Consider the following 16,386-nt stretch of genomic DNA (forward strand, 5'->3'; position numbering starts at 1 on the left):
AACATGAATTGGGACTGGGATAAACTGCAAGATCGGCGACGGCGCACCCAAGGACCGTCCATGCCCGACATGGACCAACTCGGGGACAGGTTCAAGAAATTTCAAAACCTGAACTTCGGAGGCGGCGGCGCCAAATGGGTCGTCATCGTCGCGGTTCTCCTGTGGCTCGCCTCGGGGATCTACCTCGTGCAGCCCGACGAAGTCGGCGTGGTCAAACGCTTCGGCGCGTTCGACCGCATCACCTCGCCCGGTCCGCACTACCATCTGCCCTTCCCCATCGAGAGCGCGATGACTCCGAAGGTCACCGAGATTCGGCGGCTCGAGATCGGATTCCGCTCCGGCACGCAGGAAGCGGGCCTGTTCACCGCCGGTCGGGGAGTTTCGAACCCGCGCTCGGTTCCCAGTGAATCGCTGATGCTCACGGGCGACGAAAACATCGTCAACGTGCAGTTCATCGTGCAGTACCAAATCCGCGAGCCCGTGGACTTCCTCTTCAACATCGACCGGCAGTCCGAGACGGTGAAGAGCGCGGCCGAGGCCGCCATGCGCGAGGTCGTGGGCAAGAACACCATCGACGCCGTGCTGACCACCGAAAAACAGGCCGTTCAGCAAAGCACCCGCGAACTGCTGCAGGACGTGCTCGACAGCTACAACGCAGGCATCCGCGTGGTGGCCGTGCAGTTGCAGGACGTCTATCCGCCCGACGAGGTCATCGAGTCCTTCAAGGACGTGGCCTCGGCCCGCGAGGACCGGATGCGCTTCATCAACGAGGCGGACGCCTACAGGAACGACCTGATCCCCCGCGCGCGCGGCCAGGCGGCCGCGGTCATCAACGAGGCCCAGGCCTACAAGGAGTCCAAAGTGCTCCGCTCGCAGGGCGACTCGGCGCGCTTCGCCTCCATCCTCGACGAATACCAGAAGGCCCGCGACATCACTCGCAAGCGCCTGTACATTGAAACCATGGAAGAGGTGCTCTCCAACCCCGAGATGGAGAAGATCATCCTTCCCGACCAGACCGCGTCGCGTACGCTGCCCTACCTGCCCTTGCCCGGCAGCGCGCCGCGCGCTCCCAGGGAGGCCGGGAAATGAACAAGAAACCCATGCTCATCATCGTGGCCCTGGCCGCACTCTTCATCCTCGGCCAGCAGTGCCTGTTCGTGGTCGATCAGACCGAGCGGGCCATCGTGCTCCAACTCGGCCGCCCGCTCGACGGCGTGCGCGAACCGGGACTGCACTTCAAACTGCCCTTCGTGCAAAACGCCGTCCTCTTCGACATTCGCGTGCTCGACTACGACACCAAGCCCTCCGAGGTCATCACCAGGGACAAGAAGACCATGGTGGTGGACAACTACGTCAAATGGCGCATCGTGGAGCCCTTGCAGTTCTACCGCACGGTGCGCACCATCCCGCGCGCCGAGGCGCGCATGGACGACATCGTCTACTCCGAGATGCGCGAGGCGCTCGGCCGCTTCTCGCTCATCGAGATCGTGGCCATGAACCGCGCCGAGATCATGCAGCAGGTCACGGCCTCGTCCAAGCTGCTGCTCGAAGAACTCGGCGTGGAGATTCTGGACGTGCGCATCAAGGGCACGGACCTGCCCGCCGAGAACGAACGCGCCATCTTCGGCCGCATGCGCGCCGAGCGTGAGCGCGAAGCCAAGCAGTACCGCTCCGAAGGCATGGAGGAGGCGGCCAAGATCAAGGCCGCCACGGACAGAGAGCGCAGCATCATCCTCGCCGAGGCCGAGCGTCAGGGCGAGATCCTGCGCGGCGAAGGCGACGCCGATGCGACCCGCATCTACGCGGAGACGCTCTCGCGCAACCCGGACTTCTACGAGTTCAACCGGAGCCTTGAGGCCTACCGGCAGAGCATGAAGTCCAACGCGCGCATCATCCTCACGCCTGAAAGCCCGTTCCTCAAGTACATGAGATAGCTCCGGGCCAAGGCCCGCGACCAGGATCATACCAAAGGCCCCTTCACGGGGCCTTTTTTCATGGGCGGCAGCTTGCTGCCACCCCTTTTCAGGCTGCTCAAAAAGGCTCAGATGCAAGGCGCAAGAAAGCGCCGGGCCCGACGCGTATCAAAGAATACGCGAGGGATCGGCGCGTTCGCGGCAGCCAGGACTTTATGGCCGCCCAAAAAAAGCGCCGCCCCTTGCGGGACGGCGCTCGGATCGAACGGGGATGGCTGGATTCGGTCTAGTCGTGATCGTGGTCGTGATCGTGCTCGTCGCCGTACCACTGCGCGGCCATGGACGGGCCGTAGTACAGGCCCTCGTCTTCCAGGTTCTCCTCGATGCGCAGAAGCTGGTTGTACTTGGCCAGCCTGTCCGAGCGGCACAGCGAGCCGGTCTTGATCTGGCCGGAGTTCACGGCCACGGCCAGGTCGGCGATGAAGTGGTCCTCGGTCTCGCCCGAGCGGTGCGAGATGACCGTGGTGTAGGAGGCTTCCTTGGCGATCTCGATGGTGTCCAGGGTCTCGGTCACGGTGCCGATCTGGTTCAGCTTGATGAGGATCGAGTTGCAGATGCCGTTCTCGATGCCCTCGGCCAGGATCGAGGGGTTGGTGACGAAGATGTCGTCGCCCACAAGCTGGATGTGGCCGCCCAACTCGTCGGTCAGGTGCGCGAAGCCCTCCCAGTCGGACTCGGCCAAGCCGTCCTCGATGGAGATGATCGGGAAGCGGGTGCACAGGTCCTTGTAGAAATCCGTGATCTCGGCGGCGGTGAAGACCTTGCCCTCACCCTTCAGGTTGTAGCGGCCGTCCTTGAAGAACTCCGAGGCCGCGCAGTCCAGGGCCAGGGAGATGTCGCGGCCGGGCTCGTAGCCCGCCTCCTGGATGGCGCGCACGATGTACTCCAGCGCCTCGGCGTGGGACTTCAGGTTGGGCGCGAAACCGCCCTCGTCGCCCACGCTGGTCACGTGCCCGTCCTTGGCCAGGATCTTCTTCAAGGTGTGGAAGGTCTCCGAGCCCATGCGCAACGCCTCGGCGAAGGTCTCCGCGCCGATGGGCATGATCATGAACTCCTGGATGTCCAGATTGTTGGGCGCGTGCGCGCCGCCGTTGATGATGTTCATCTGCGGCACGGGCAGGACCTTGGCGTTGATGCCGCCGATGTAGCGGTACAGCGGCAAGCCCAGGAAGTTGGCGGCCGCGCGGCAGGTAGCCATGGAAACGCCCAGCATGGCGTTGGCGCCGAGCTTGGACTTGTTCTCGGTGCCGTCGAGATCGATCAAGGTGTTGTCCAGGGCGGTCTGGTTGAGGGCGTCCAGGCCGATGATCTCCTCGGCGATGACGTCCATGACGTTGGCGACGGCCTTGCTCACGCCCTTGCCGAGGTAGCGGTCCTTTTCGCCGTCGCGCAGTTCGAGCGCCTCGCGCGAGCCGGTGGAGGCGCCGGACGGCACGGCGGCGACGCCGGTGTGGCCGGACTCCAGGGTGACTTCCACCTCGATGGTGGGATTGCCGCGCGAATCGAGAATCTCGCGGGACCAGACGGACAGGATCGCACTCATGGCTGTCTCCTTCGGATACGGGTTACGGTGCGGCGGGAGTGTACACCGGATTGTCCAGATAGGCTAGCCGCAGGCCCTCCATGAGGAGGTCGGGCCGGTTGTGGGCGATGACCGGGCAGACCCGGCGGATGATCTCTGCGAAGCCGCCCGTGGCGATCACGGGCGCTCCCGCCGGAAGCTTGGGCAGAAGGCGGGCGCACAGCCCCTCGACCATGGCCGCGAAGCCGAAGACCAGGCCGTGGTTCAGGCTCTTGGCCGTGGAGGTGCCCACGTCCACTTCGTCCTCCTCGACCAGAAAATCGGCCTGGGGCAGCTTGGCCGTGCCCCCGGCCAGACCCTGCGCCGAGGAAAGGAGCCCCGGGCAGATCAGGCCGCCCAGGTAGGCCCCGTGGGCCACGCAGTCGAAGGTCGTGGCCGTGCCGAAGTCGATGACCAGATGCCCGGGCGCGGGGAAGAGGCGCGTGGCCGCGTAGGCCCCGACGAGGCGGTCCGCGCCGACCTCGGCCGGCCGCAGATAGCGGTTCTCCAGCGGCAGCGGGATGTCGCCCGGCACGAAGAGCGCCTCGCAGCGCGCATAGCGGCGCGCGGCCGCTCGCAAGAGCGGGTTCAGGCGCGGCACCACAGAGGAGACCACAAAGGCGGAAAGATCGGTGACATCGACACGCGCGTGGCGGCACAAGGCGTCGATGGCCAGCCCCATGGCGTCGGCCGTGGCCAGATGCGCCGTGGGCAGCGAATAGGACTCGATGGCCCCGTCCGCCCCGGCCAGGCCGAACTTGACGTTGGTATTTCCTGCATCGACGAGCAGAAGGCGCGTGCGTGTCATGCGTGGTTCCATGCGCGGCAAGACGCTAGCGGGCCTCGCAACGGCCCTCGCATTCGACGAAGCGCTCGTTGCATAGGACGTCGTAGTCGATGCCGCGCTTGGCCTCGTCGCAGGGGCCGCACCAGAAAAGGCCGCACTGTCCGCCCACGAGCCGGATGGAGCCCATGTAGTCTCCGGGCTTGCTCGCGATCTCCAGGAGGAAGAAGCTCGGGTCGGCCTTGGGCGTTTTGTAGCAGCCCATGCCGTAGCTCGGGCAGAAGCCGCCCGCCATCGCGGGCGCGGAGGTCCACAGCAAAAGGGCCGCTAGCACGGTCGGCGCGAAAACTTTCAAAAGCCTCATGGCGTCCTCCTTCAGGGCAGGCACGCCCCATCGTGTACAATGGGCCACGCGCCATGGCAAGACGCGCGGCGCATCGTCACCCGTTCTTGACACGCCGGGACCGTCACAGCCACTTTTTGCTCTTGAAGTAGACGTAGGGCAGCACGGCCGAGACCACCATCAGCCCGAGCGCCAGCGGATAGCCGAACTCATGCGCAAGTTCGGGCATGTGCGCGAAGTTCATGCCGTAGATGCTGGCGATGAGCGTGGGCGGCAGGAAGACCACGGCCGCGACCGAGAATATCTTGATGATGTTGTTCTGCTGGATGTTGATCATCCCCAGCGAGGCGTCCAGAAGGAAGGTGATCTTGCTGGAGAGAAAGCCCACGTGGTCTATGAGCGAGGCCGTGTCGCGACCCAGGGTGCGCAGCCGCTCGGGAAAGTCCTGAGCGGGCAGGTGCGGCCCGGCCGCCTGGCCGAGGAACATGACCATGCGGCTGATGCTGGCCAGCGACTCGCGGAGCTTGGTGACGTGGTCGCCCTCGATGCCGATGTCGGTGATGGCCTGATGCAGGTCCAGCCCGCCCGGTCCTTTGCCCTGGCGGAAGATGCGGTGCGAGATGTCGTTGGCTCCGTTGCCCGTGGCCTCAACGATGTCGGCCAGACGGTCCACGATGGCTTCGAGCAGTCCGAGCATCAGGTCCGGGCTCGTCTCTCCGCCCGCGATCCCCTTGCGCAGCCTGGCCGCAAAGACCTCGAAGGGTCTCGGCTCGGTGTAGCGCAGGGTCACGAGCCGCTGCCCGGCGAGGATGAAGGTGATGGCGGCCGCGTCGATATGGTCGGGCTCCAGGCGCGAGAGGATGGTCGCGGTCATGTAGACCGCCCCGTTCTCCTGGTAGAGTCGGCTCGATGCCTCGATCTCCTGCATCTCCTCTCGCGTGGGTACGTCCGCGCCGATGGCCCTGGCCACGAACGCCTTCTCGTCCTCGCCGGGCGAGGCCAAATCGAGCCACACGGCTCCCTCGGGCAGTGCCAGGTCCGTTTCACCCCGCACCTGCCGTGCCTCCCATTTGCCGTTCTTGAAAGCATGGATCGTGATCATTGCGCGCCTCCCGCGTGGCCATCCATTGGGGCGGTCCGCTAGCCGTCCGCATCCCCGAGCAATCGCTCCAATATCAGGTTCGAGACGAGCATGCCGCCCGTGGTCAGGCGCACGTAGTCCCGGGTGATGCGCACGAGCCCGTGCTGCCGAAGCCCCGTCAACAGCCGCGAGTGTTCGCGCACGAAACTCCTGCCCGTGGCCCGACCATAGGCCTTGAGCGAAAGACCCCGCGCGGTGCGCAAGGAAAGCATGATCGTCTCACGCAGCCTCTCCCGCTCGGAAAGCTGCTCAGCGTTCCCGCCTGTGGTCCCGGCCAGGGCCGCCTTGGCCCAGGCCGAAAGCTCGCGCGGGTTCTCCCAGCGTCTGCCGGACACCGTGGACACGGCCGAGGGGCCCACGCCGAGGTAGTCCCTGCCCTCCCAATAGCCCATGTTGTGACGACAGACGAAGCCCATGCGGGCGAAATTGGATATCTCGTAATGCAAAAAGCCGGCGGACTCCAGAAAGGACGTGCCGTTGACGAACATACGCGCCTGCTCGCCCTCGTCGGGTAGAGGGAGTTCCTCGGCATCGAGACGCGCGGCCAAGGGCGTGCCGGGCTCCCGAGTCAGGGAATAGCAGGACAGATGCTCGGGCCGCAGGTTCTCGGCCACGAAGCGAAGCTGCCTGAGCCAGGTGGCCAAACGCTGGCCGGGCAGGCCCCAGATGAAATCCAGGCTCAGGTTACGGAAACCCGCCGCGCGCGCAGCCTCCACGGCGGCCAGCGCCTGGGCGCGGGTGTGCGGCCTGCCCAGAAGTTCGAGGTCCGCATCCGAAAGGCTCTGCACGCCCAGCGACAGCCTGTTGACCCCAAGACCCCGCAAATCCTGCAAGAGCCAGACGTCCACGGAGTCGGGGTTGGCCTCGGTCGTGAACTCGATGCCGCGCGGCAGATCGAAATGCCGACCGATCGCGGCCACCAGCCGCTCCCACAGCCAGACGGGCATGAGCGTGGGCGTTCCGCCGCCCACGTACACGGTGTCGAGCCTCGGCCGCCCGTGCCTCCTGCCCAGCGCCTCGATCTCGGCCAGCGCGGCCCGCTCGAAAAGCGCCAGGTCATCCCCCTGGGGGACCTTGGAGTAGAAGGCGCAATAGGCGCACTTGGCGCGGCAGAAGGGAACGTGCAGGTAGAGCAGCATGAGCCGCCATTGTAGCCGCGTGGGCGGCGATGGCAAGGACGCTCTTGGACCGGGCCTTTGCCCATGCCCAAGTGGTCCGCCAAAAATAGAACATCCAGAGGGAAAAGAAAATCGCTTGCACCTCTCCTATTTTCGTGCCAAAGGGGAAATAAGGAAAAAGATACGCGGAACCTTTCCCTACCCTAACGGTCTGAAATCTACGGGAGGGCGACATGCAAACCATCTATGTGCAACAAGCAGCCGGTGTCGGAGCCTTCTTTGGCTTTACCCTCGAAGAACTGGCCTTGAAGGGGCCCATACTGGCCTGCCGCCCCGAGCGCGGCGTAGTCGTGATCTGGGAAGACCACGAGGAATTCGTGCTCTACACCTTGTGGCGGGCCTACGCCATGCCCGAGGACAACGATCTGGCACTGTACGCCTATGCCGACAACATGCCCGCGCGCGGCCTGACCATGCCCGAGATGATCGAGGCGGCGCAGAACTGGGTGGAGGGCTGGCTGGACGAACTTTAGTCCCACGGGGGCCCTTCCCGCTCCGTCCGCCTCCAGGCGCACGCCCGCGCAAAGGGGCGGGAAGCGGCCCAACTGCGCATGCTTCCCAGTGGCTGGGATTCGTGTGCGCACAACCCGGTGCCGTCCTGGACGGCTCAAAACGTGCCGGATGCAAGACACAAGAAAAGTTCAAGGCACCAAGCAGATGGTGTTTTTGTGTGCGGCCTGCTAGACGGTGCGACCGGTCTTCTTCTGCGGTTCGAGAAACACGGCCGTGCCGTAGCAGGTGAAGTGGCGCTCGCCCTCGGGGTGGAAGGCCACGGACTCGCGGTAGCCCACGATGGCGTCGGCCCCGGCCTCCAGGGCCGAGTTGACCAGCCCGTAGAAGGCCGTGTCCGCCGAAAACGAGCGCGAGGCCACCAAGCCGAAAACCCACTTGATCTCGCGCCCCTCGACGCGCTCGGTGGTCACGATCTTGACGCGGCCGTTGAAATAGGCGTTGCGCGCGGCCTCGTAGCGCTGCTCGTCCACCTCGTCCCCGGGCCGCTTCTTCCCGCCGAAAAAGACCATATCGCCATCCTTTCAGGCTGTTGTCAGGCCGTTGAAAAACTCCATCTGCCGCGTTGCGGCGAAAAGTTCAAAGCCGACGCGCCATTTGCCCTGCGCGAAAACTTGAGCTTTTCGCCGCGGCGCAGCAGATGGCGCGTCCTCAGCGGCCTGATCCTTTGCGCCCTTTCGCCGCAGGAACCGAACCGTCGGCGCGGCGGTTGCGCTCCGTGATCATCTCCACAAGGCCCGAGAGGTCGTCGCCGCGCGCCTTGCCAGGCTCCGTGCGGCGCGCGGCCCCGGCCGCTCCGCTCCCTTCCCCGTGCCGGAAAAGCTCGGTCCGCATCTGGCGCAGTTCCTCGCGCATCTCGCGCTGCAGGGCCAGTATCTCCCGCAACAGGCGCTCTTCTTCGCTCATAGCGTGTCGTCCACGATGCGGCCCACGGTGGAAAAAACCTCGGCGTTCATGGTCCGCGAAGTAATGGGGCCGTTGCGCAGCGCGAAGGAGGCGTTCTCGGAGGCGCGCAAGTGTTCGAGCAGCCTTTCCGTATGGCGCAAGAGCATCTCCAGCATGGGCACGAACTTCGGGGCCAACCCTGGGGCGTCGTCCGGAATGTGGACGGGCGTTGTCGGGCGCATGCCCACTTGTACCTCAACCGGCCGGGAATTCAAGTCCATGCGGCTTGCGGTCGGGCGGGGGTTGTGGCATGACCGCGCACGCCATGACGAACATCCCTTCCACGCCCCACTCCGGCCCAGAATCCGGCCACAACGAGCGGCCCGCGCGGCCCGGCCACTGTCCCGCCTGCGACGGCCGCCTCATCCCCTGCCGCCGCTGACGCGAGGTCTCGTTGCGCTGCACGGCGTGCGGCGCTCTCTATTCCCTTCGCACCCACAGTCACCTTCTGGACGACGAACTGGAGGACCGCATGGCCTCCATCTTCTCCGACCGCTGCTGACCCAAGCGCGGCGGCTCTTTCCCGGCCGGTTTACAGCCCATGGCCTGCCCTGGTAAAAGTTACTGGTCGAACGGGCTCAACCAGGGGGGAATGGTTCGGCATGCGTCTGATGCGTCTTCTTCCATGCGTCGCGGCCCTGGCCGCCCTTGTCGCCGTGGCGAGCCCGCTCTCCGCGACAAAGGGAGACGTCTGGCGGCCGCTCATGGAACGGCTGGTCGAGGACGGCCTGCCCGGCGACTACGTGGAACGGCTCTTCGCCCGGTCCGAGGTCTCGTTTCAGCCGCGGGTCATGGCCCGTAAGATGATCTCCCTGCTCAGGATCAAAACCGCCGAGCCGCCTCCCCAGCCTGTTGCCCCGCCCCCGCCATCCCGGGCCGGAGAAGCCCCGCGCGAGCCCGCCAAGCCCGCCCCGCCGCCGCGCCCAAAGGTCTACGAGCGTTACATGCAGCCCGCGCTTTTGGCCAACGCCCAACGCTTCATGGAGGACCACACCGACGTCCTGCAGGCGGCCGAGAACGAGCGCGGCGTGGAGCGAGAGGTGCTGGTGGCCATCATGCTCGTGGAGACGCGGCTGGGCTCCTATCTGGGCAAGGGCAACGCCTTCGTGAACCTGGCCTCCATGGCCCTGGCCGAAGATTTCCTGCTCGTGCAGGCCTATCTGCCCATGAACTCCCTGACCCCGGACCTGCGCCAATGGCTGGTCCGGCGCACGCTCCAAAAGGCCAACTGGGCCTACGAGGAACTGCTGGCCTTCATCAGCTTCGCCATGGCCTCGGGGCTCGATCCGCTGAACGTGCCCAGTTCCCCCTACGGAGCCATCGGCCTTTGCCAGTTCATGCCCTCCAACGCCGTGCGCTTCGGGGTGGACGGCGACGGCGACGGCACGGTCGATCTCTTCTCGCCCGCCGACGCACTACACTCCATCGCCAACTACCTGGCCTTCCACGGCTGGCGGCCGGGCCTCTCCGAGGAGCGCCAGGAGCGGCTGATCATGCATTACAACCGCGACAGCCGCTACGCGCGCACCGTGGTCGTCATCGCCCAGCACCTGGCCAAGGCCAGGGCCGCCCGCCAGGGCTGACGCCCGGCGCTTTTCGTCAAGAGGAGAAACGGCCCGGACTCAGGCGTCTCTTTCGGGCGGCACGCGCACGCGCGAAAGCACCACCATGCCCAGAAGGAAGAAGACCGCAATGACCAGCACCGCGGGCCGCGAGCTGCCGGTCCAGTGGCGCATCAGCGCGAAGATCAGCGGGCCGCCCACGGCCGAAAACTTGGTGACCACCGAGAAATACCCGAAATAACGGGCCGAAGCCTCGCGCGGCACGAGCTTGGCGTAGAGCGAGCGCGAAAGCGCCTGCGAACCGCCGAGCACCAGCCCCACGAAGCCGCCGAGCACGAAGAACTGCACGGCCGTCTCGATGACGTAGGCGCAGCCCGCCACCCCCGTCCACACGGCCAGGGCGACCATGATCGCCGCCTTGGTGCCGATGCGCCCGGCCAGCCGCGCGAAAAGCAGCGAGCCGGCGAAAGCCACGGCCTGGATGACCAGCAGCGTGATCATCAACTCCGTGGTCGCCAGCCCGAGTTCCTCCGCGCCATAGATGGTGGCCATGCTGATGGTCGTCTGGATGCCGTCGTTATAGAGCAGATAGGCCAGCAGGAAGACCGAGGCCGGGCCGCCATGCAACAGCGTGCGCGCCGTGGCCACGGCCTCGTCCACGCCGTGGCGCACGATGTGCGCGATCCCCTTGCCGTTGCCCGTGGGCGCGTCGCGAAGCGCCAGGAACGTGGGCACGGAGAACCCGGCCCACCACAGCGCGGCCGTAGCGATGGATATCTGCGCGGCCTGGCCCTGGGTGAGTCCCAGTCGCTCGTGCAGGGCCATGAGAACGAGGCAGAGCAGGAAGTGCAGCCCGCCCCCGATGTACCCGTAGGCGTAGCCCCGGCCGGAGACCGTGTCGGTCTGCGAATCGGGCACGATGCGCGGCAGGAAGGCGTCGTAGAAGACGTTGGCGCTGTTGAAGCTGGCCTGGGCCAGGGCGAAGAGGAGCATGGCGGCCACGACGTCGCCGGGCCCCTGGAAGCCGAGGCCGAAGGCCGAGGCCGCGCCGAGCAGGCAGAAGAGGCGCAGGAACGAGCCCGCCCGGCCCGTGAGGTCGGCGGCCGCGCCGAGCACCGGCGCGAACATGAACACTGCCAGGGCGGAAAGGCCCACGGTCAGCCCCCACAAGGTGGTGGCGCTGACGTTCGTGCCGAAGACGTCGTAGCCCTCGGGCCCCACGATCCCGGCCGCGAACCAGGCGGGCAGCACGGCCGTGGCCACGGTCAGGATGTAGGCCGAGTTGGCCCAGTCGTACATGCACCAGGCGCGCACGACCTTCGGGTCGGCGTGCGGCCCGGCGGCCTTGTCTGGCGTGGATTTCAGGGGCATCGTGGCCAGTGTACCGGCTTTCGCGTCCCGATCAAGCCGAAACCGCGTCCCGTTCCGGGATTTTCACGCCGTAGAGGCTGTCACGCCAAAACGCGGCTCGCCCAGATCACCCGGCCGACGAGGCGCAGCGCGCCGGTTACGGGCGCGGACGCGGGCAGCTCCATGGCCGCGACGTGCGGGTCGTTCGCCGCGAGCAGGATCTTTCCGGGGCGGCGCTCGATGCGCCTTACGAGCGCCGCGCCGTCCACGGCGCAGACCATGACCGCACCGGCCGAGGCCTCGCGCCTGCCCTGGTCCACGAGCAGCGCGTCGCCAGGCAAGAGCCCCGGCGCCATGGCCGGGCCGAGCATGGGCATCAGGCACAGGTCGTCGGAATCGCGCACGCCAAGCGAGGCCAACCAGGAGCGCTTAAAGGCCTGGCCTTCGGCCTCCTCCGACGCGAGCAGCCTGCCGTCGCGTCCGATTTTCGGCTCCGAGCCCGTGGCCGGAACGAGCGCCCATTCACCGCCAAGGCCCCCGTCGGCCTGCCCAAGCCGCTCCTCGCCAAGCCCCGTCTCCAGCCACACGGGATTGGCCCCGTAAAGCCGCGTCAGCCGCATGTACCAGTCCGAGGGCACGGCCCCGCGCCGCTTGGCGTCGGTCACGGCGGCACGCTTGACGCCGAGCACGTTCGCAAGCTCGGCCTGGTTGCGGCTGCCCGAGACGTGCATCATGCGGCCGAGGATGTCTTCGAGAAACAGGCCTTTCATCGCTCCCTCCCGGTTTCGGGCCGCACTGTGGCTTTCGGAACCGCCTCATGTCAAGGCCTTGCGGACAAGGCTGTCCTGCAAAAACATACGTTCGTTCACGAAACGACTCGCCGGGTCTTTACCTCGCGCCGGGGCGTGGCTATAGTGCACATCATGAAGACGTTCCGCGCGCGCCTTTTTCTTATCCTTGCGGCCCTGGTGCTGCCCCTTTTGCTGGCCTACTGCGCCACCACGCCCTACACCGGCCGCACGCAGATCATGATGGTCAGCCAAAGTGAGGAGTTGGCGCTCGGCGAACAGGCTGCGCGGGAAATCCTCAAGGAAGAGAAACTGAGCCAGGACCCCGCGATCAACGCCCAGGTCAGACGCATCGGCGAGCGCATTGCGGCCGTGTCCTCGCGCCCGGACTTCAAGTGGGAATTCTTCGTCATTGACAAGGACGTGGCCAACGCCTTCGTTCTGCCGGGAGGCAAGGTCTTCGTCTACACTGGCATCCTCAAGTACGCCACCGACGATGCGGAACTGGCCACGGTCATGGGCCACGAGGTGGCCCATGCGTTGCTACGCCACGGCGCGGAGCGCATGAGCATGGCCATGGCAGCCCAGGGCGTGGGCACCATCGGGGCCATCGCCATCGGCGGCGCAGCAGGCTCGGGCGCGGGCCAGGTCTTCGCGCAGTCCTACGGCCTCGCGGCCAACGTCGGCGTGATCCTGCCCTTCTCCCGCCGCCAGGAGGAGGAGGCCGACCATGTGGGCCTCAGGCTCATGGCCGAAGCCGGATACGACCCCGCCAAGGCGCTGGAATTCTGGCAGAACATGGCCGACGACGAGGACGCCGCCAAGCGGCCGCCGACCTTCCTCTCCACCCACCCGGCCACCCAAGACCGCATCGAGAACATCCGAGCCCTTGTCCCATGGGCGCGCGGATTCTACCGCCCCCGCACCTCGTAGGGTTTTCCCTCCCTTTACACCATCGCGCGCGTGGGGCATTGTGCCGCCACGGTAAATGGCCGCCGGAGCCCTTTCGGCTCCGGCTTCCATAGGGGGACGCATGGACAAAACGCGCATCCTCGTGGTGGACGACGAGCGCATCATCGCCATGGACATCCGCCGCACGCTCGAGCGGCTTGGATACGAAGTGCCCGCCACGGCCGCCTCCGGCGAGGAGGCCGTGTCCCTGGCCGGAGAAACCCGGCCGGATCTGGTGCTCATGGACATCAGCCTCGGAGAGGGCATGGACGGCATCGAAGCCGCGGCTCACATCAAGGCGTTGTTCAATGTCCCCATCATCTTCCTGACCGCCTACTCCGACGACGAGACCCTGGCCCGCGCCACGGCCGAGCAGCCTTTCGGATTTCTGGTCAAGCCCTTCGAGGAGCGCGAACTGCACTCCAGCATTGCCGTGGCCCTGACCAAACACGAACTCGAACGCAAACTGCGCGAAGCCAAGCAGCAGGCCGAATCCGCGAGCCGCGCCAAGTCGGCCTTCCTGGCCAACATGAGCCACGAGATCAGGACGCCCATGAACGGCATCATCGGCATGACCAACCTGCTCGCGGATACCCGCCTCGACGCCGAGCAGCGCGAGTTCCTGACCATCATAAAGGAGTCGGCCCAGTCTCTGCTCGGCCTGCTCAACGATCTGCTCGACCTTTCCAAGATCGAGGCTGGCCGCGTGGAATTGGAGGAGGAGCCCTTCGAGTTGCGCGCCTGCGTGGACGGTGTCATGCGCGCCCTGCGCGGCCAGGCGGCGGTCAAACGGCTGGAGCTTTCCTGGGACGTGGCCCCGGATGTGCCCGACAACCTCCTCGGCGATGCGGACAAGCTCAGGCAGGTGCTTTACAATATAGTAGGCAACGGGGTGAAGTTCACGGACAGCGGGCGAGTGGAGATGCGGGCCGAACTCGTGGACCTGAGCAACGCCGGAGCGCTGTTGCGCTTCACGGTGCGCGACACGGGCCAGGGTATCCCCAAGGCCAAGGCGCAGGAGATATTCCAAAGCTTTACCCAGTGCGAGAATTACCTTACCCGCCGCCATGGCGGAGCTGGCGTGGGTTTGGCTATCTCCTGCCGGATATTGGAACTTTTCGGCGGAGGCATCACGGTGGAGAGCGAACCTGGCAAGGGCAGCGCCTTCGTCTTCACCGCCAGGTTCCGCACCCACGCGCGCCCCGCGATCAGGGATTCATACGGAGACGCCGCGCTGCTGGCCGAAAAGAGCGTGCTCCTGGTCGAGGACAACATCGCCAACCGACACATGGCCCGGACGCTGCTGCAGCAGGCCGGGGCCAATGTCCTGGAGGCCGGAAACGGCCGCGAGGCGTTGACGCTCCTGGCCACGTACGCGGACGCGATCGACGTGGTGCTCATGGACATTGAAATGCCGGTCATGGACGGCGTGACAGCCATCCGTCTCATTCGCGCGAGCAAGGCCCCAGGGGTCGACCCGAACGTGCCGGTGGTCGCACTCGCGGGACACGTCATGAAGGGCGACCGGGAACGCTTCATCGCAGCCGGAGCCAACGCCTATCTGACCAAGCCCCTGGACGCTAAAAGCCTTCTGGCTACCGTTTCGGACCTGGCCCGAAACGATGAAGCCAGACGCACGAGGGCGCAGGCCAAACCGCCCACCGCCCGCGAGATCCGGCTCCTGCGAGAGTCCGGCATGTCGCCCGGAGCGCTTGCGGCCTTCGCGAACAACGTCCGCTCGTCCATGGAGGCGCTCGACGCGGCAGTTGCGGCCCTTGACCGCGAAAGCGCGGCCAAGGCGGCCAAAAACGTGCGGGACGCAGCAGCCGGAATCGGAGCGGAACTCGTACAGGATCTGGCCGAGCGGCTTGTCGTCCAGAGTGCTTCGGCTCCCGCACGGCTCCTGGCCGCCGAAGCCGGACTGCTCGAAGCGGGCGTCTCGGCCACGTTGGCGGCCATCGAATCGCGCCCCGGCGGCTGACCAAACCCGCCGGGACGCCCCGAAACCAGCCCGACAAGGAAGAGACGGGCCCTAGACCGCGGCCTTCGCCGCTTCGATGGCGGCTGCGTAGTCCGGCTCCTGGGTCACTTCCTTCACGAGCTGCACGTAGGTCACGCGGCCCTTGCGATCCACCACGAAGACGGCCCGCGCAAGCAGCCTGAGCTCCTTGATGAGCACGCCCCAGTTGAGGCCGAAGGAGGCCTCGCGATGGTCCGAGAGGGTGACGAGGCGCTCCACGCCCTGAGCCCCGCACCAGCGCTTCTGGGCGAATGGCAGGTCCATGCTCACGGTAAGCATGACGATGTCGTCCGAAAGACTCCCGGCCTCCTTATTGAAACGCTTGGTCTCCAACTCGCAGACAGGGGTGTCCAGTGAAGGCACGCTGGCGATGATCAGCACCTTTCCGGCGTAGTCGGCCAGCCGCTTTTCCTTCAACTCATTGTCCACGACCGTGAAATCCGGAGCCTTGTCGCCTGCGGCGACGAGATCGCCGAGCAGCGTCAGGGGGTTGCCGTGCAGGGTCACGGCGTTTGCGCGTTCGTTCATGTCAACGTCCTCCCGGGGGTTTTCATGCTCCACCATAGACCAGACTTTCGGGTTCAAGGCAAGAGACGAGAAGCGAAGCGCCCAGGGGGCACCCAAATCCATCTGCCACGTCGCGGTCCCGCGCCACGCCGTGGTTGACCCCGAGCCGCGCCAAGGCTAGACAGCCGCGATGAACAAAACCATCGCGGCGTGCGTGTGCGCCCTTCTCATCCTGGTCGGCCTGTGGCAGTTCGTGACCTTCTTCCCCGACCTCCCGGCTCGCGTGATCACGCAGCAGACAGCCACGGGCGAACCATCACTGGTCATCGCCAAGGCTTTTCTGGGGGCCATCTACACCGTCATTCTGCTCGGCGGTGGAGCCTACTTCCTGGGCGTGGGCCTGCTCCTGCACAAACTGCCCGAGCGCGCCTTCAGAATCCTGCCCGGCCGCGACCACTGGCTGGCCCCGGAGCGCAAGGCCGAGACCATCCGTTCGGTGTCCACCCACTTCATCTGGCTGGGCAACGCCACCCTGATCATGTTCGTGGGCACGTTCCAGGCCATCTTCAAGGTCAACATCGACCATGCCGACCTGAATCTGGACCTGATCACCAATTTCCTCACGACCGGATACCTGACTTACATCTTTATCGCCCTGCTTGTGTTCCGCAACCGCTTCCGCACGGACAGGCTCCCCAAGGACGACGGGGCTTAGCGGGCCGCCCGAGGCTCCCGTCCGCCGCGTTTCCGCAAAAAGTCGGAGGCCGCCGCGC

At 66.0% G+C, this 16,386-nt stretch carries 20 protein-coding genes; 9 read left to right on the plus strand and 11 right to left on the minus strand.

Going from position 1 to position 16,386, the window contains the following annotated elements:
* The first annotated feature begins 60 nt into the window (after positions 1–60).
* Complete coding sequence (gene hflK / locus DSAT_RS04440) at positions 61–1,089, plus strand: FtsH protease activity modulator HflK (RefSeq protein WP_020886396.1); 1,029 nt, start codon at positions 61–63, stop codon at positions 1,087–1,089.
* Positions 1,086–1,934, plus strand: a complete 849-nt coding sequence (hflC, locus tag DSAT_RS04445) for a protease modulator HflC (protein ID WP_020886397.1) — start codon at positions 1,086–1,088, stop codon at positions 1,932–1,934. Before hflK ends, hflC begins: the two co-directional genes overlap by 4 nt.
* Before the next feature lie 265 nt (positions 1,935–2,199).
* On the opposite strand, the gene eno is transcribed toward hflC, so the two are convergent.
* The 5 genes from eno to hemW form a co-directional block, all read right to left on the minus strand.
* Positions 2,200–3,516, minus strand: a complete 1,317-nt coding sequence (gene eno, locus DSAT_RS04450; RefSeq protein WP_020886398.1) for a phosphopyruvate hydratase — start codon at positions 3,514–3,516, stop codon at positions 2,200–2,202.
* 22 nt (positions 3,517–3,538) lie between these two features.
* Positions 3,539–4,342: a type III pantothenate kinase gene (locus DSAT_RS04455; RefSeq protein WP_020886399.1), complete on the minus strand. Its 804-nt coding sequence runs from the start codon at positions 4,340–4,342 to the stop codon at positions 3,539–3,541.
* Positions 4,343–4,367: 25 nt separating this feature from the next.
* Positions 4,368–4,682, minus strand: coding sequence for a hypothetical protein (locus tag DSAT_RS04460; RefSeq protein WP_020886400.1), 315 nt, complete (start codon positions 4,680–4,682; stop codon positions 4,368–4,370).
* A 103-nt stretch (positions 4,683–4,785) separates the two neighbouring features.
* Positions 4,786–5,763 carry a magnesium transporter CorA family protein gene (locus DSAT_RS04465; RefSeq protein WP_020886401.1) on the minus strand — a complete coding sequence of 326 codons (978 nt, stop codon included), beginning with the start codon at positions 5,761–5,763 and terminating at the stop codon, positions 4,786–4,788.
* A 38-nt stretch (positions 5,764–5,801) separates the two neighbouring features.
* Positions 5,802–6,941: a radical SAM family heme chaperone HemW gene (gene hemW / locus DSAT_RS04470; RefSeq protein ID WP_020886402.1), complete on the minus strand. Its 1,140-nt coding sequence runs from the start codon at positions 6,939–6,941 to the stop codon at positions 5,802–5,804.
* 212 nt (positions 6,942–7,153) lie between these two features.
* On the opposite strand from hemW, the gene DSAT_RS04475 reads away from it, so the two are divergent.
* A complete protein-coding gene (locus DSAT_RS04475; protein ID WP_020886403.1) occupies positions 7,154–7,453 on the plus strand; it encodes a hypothetical protein in 300 nt (99 codons plus the stop codon).
* 207 nt (positions 7,454–7,660) lie between these two features.
* On the opposite strand, the gene DSAT_RS04480 is transcribed toward DSAT_RS04475, so the two are convergent.
* From DSAT_RS04480 to DSAT_RS04490, 3 genes are all read right to left on the minus strand, one after another.
* Positions 7,661–8,002, minus strand: a complete 342-nt coding sequence (locus DSAT_RS04480; RefSeq protein ID WP_020886404.1) for a YbjQ family protein — start codon at positions 8,000–8,002, stop codon at positions 7,661–7,663.
* A 139-nt stretch (positions 8,003–8,141) separates the two neighbouring features.
* Complete coding sequence (locus DSAT_RS04485; protein WP_020886405.1) at positions 8,142–8,396, minus strand: hypothetical protein; 255 nt, start codon at positions 8,394–8,396, stop codon at positions 8,142–8,144.
* Positions 8,393–8,617, minus strand: coding sequence for a hypothetical protein (locus DSAT_RS04490; protein ID WP_020886406.1), 225 nt, complete (start codon positions 8,615–8,617; stop codon positions 8,393–8,395). The genes DSAT_RS04485 and DSAT_RS04490 overlap by 4 nt, the downstream gene beginning before the upstream one ends.
* Positions 8,618–8,685: 68 nt before the next feature.
* On the opposite strand from DSAT_RS04490, the gene DSAT_RS15820 reads away from it, so the two are divergent.
* The 3 genes from DSAT_RS15820 to DSAT_RS04495 all read left to right on the plus strand — a co-directional run bounded on the left by DSAT_RS15820 (position 8,686) and on the right by DSAT_RS04495 (position 10,018).
* The gene (locus DSAT_RS15820; RefSeq protein ID WP_268870149.1) at positions 8,686–8,817 is read left to right on the plus strand and encodes a hypothetical protein; all 132 of its coding nucleotides are present in this window, start codon (positions 8,686–8,688) and stop codon (positions 8,815–8,817) included.
* A 12-nt stretch (positions 8,818–8,829) separates the two neighbouring features.
* Positions 8,830–8,937: a hypothetical protein gene (locus DSAT_RS15825; protein ID WP_268870150.1), complete on the plus strand. Its 108-nt coding sequence runs from the start codon at positions 8,830–8,832 to the stop codon at positions 8,935–8,937.
* Between the two features lie 100 nt (positions 8,938–9,037).
* Entirely contained in the window at positions 9,038–10,018 is a 981-nt protein-coding gene (locus DSAT_RS04495) for a lytic murein transglycosylase (RefSeq protein ID WP_020886407.1), read from the plus strand.
* A gap of 39 nt (positions 10,019–10,057) precedes the next feature.
* On the opposite strand, the gene DSAT_RS04500 is transcribed toward DSAT_RS04495, so the two are convergent.
* Both DSAT_RS04500 and DSAT_RS04505 read right to left on the minus strand, forming a co-directional pair.
* Positions 10,058–11,368 carry an MFS transporter gene (locus tag DSAT_RS04500; protein ID WP_020886408.1) on the minus strand — a complete coding sequence of 437 codons (1,311 nt, stop codon included), beginning with the start codon at positions 11,366–11,368 and terminating at the stop codon, positions 10,058–10,060.
* Positions 11,369–11,448: 80 nt separating this feature from the next.
* Positions 11,449–12,117 (minus strand): LexA family transcriptional regulator, encoded by a 669-nt coding sequence (locus DSAT_RS04505; RefSeq protein WP_020886409.1) that lies wholly within the window; start codon positions 12,115–12,117, stop codon positions 11,449–11,451.
* Positions 12,118–12,270: 153 nt separating this feature from the next.
* Here DSAT_RS04505 and DSAT_RS04510 point away from each other — a divergent pair, with 153 nt between their 5' ends.
* Positions 12,271–13,068 (plus strand): M48 family metallopeptidase, encoded by a 798-nt coding sequence (locus DSAT_RS04510; protein WP_020886410.1) that lies wholly within the window; start codon positions 12,271–12,273, stop codon positions 13,066–13,068.
* A gap of 100 nt (positions 13,069–13,168) precedes the next feature.
* Positions 13,169–15,067: a hybrid sensor histidine kinase/response regulator gene (locus DSAT_RS04515; protein ID WP_020886411.1), complete on the plus strand. Its 1,899-nt coding sequence runs from the start codon at positions 13,169–13,171 to the stop codon at positions 15,065–15,067.
* 51 nt (positions 15,068–15,118) lie between these two features.
* Here the strand turns inward: DSAT_RS04515 and tpx are convergent, their stop codons facing one another.
* Positions 15,119–15,634: a thiol peroxidase gene (gene tpx / locus DSAT_RS04520; RefSeq protein WP_020886412.1), complete on the minus strand. Its 516-nt coding sequence runs from the start codon at positions 15,632–15,634 to the stop codon at positions 15,119–15,121.
* Between the two features lie 169 nt (positions 15,635–15,803).
* Here tpx and DSAT_RS04525 point away from each other — a divergent pair, with 169 nt between their 5' ends.
* On the plus strand, positions 15,804–16,328 hold the full coding sequence (locus tag DSAT_RS04525; RefSeq protein WP_020886413.1) for a hypothetical protein: 525 nt from the start codon (positions 15,804–15,806) through the stop codon (positions 16,326–16,328).
* Positions 16,329–16,386 lie beyond the last annotated feature (58 nt).

Source organism: Alkalidesulfovibrio alkalitolerans DSM 16529 (genome assembly GCF_000422245.1).
GTDB classification, from domain to species: domain Bacteria; phylum Desulfobacterota; class Desulfovibrionia; order Desulfovibrionales; family Desulfovibrionaceae; genus Alkalidesulfovibrio; species Alkalidesulfovibrio alkalitolerans.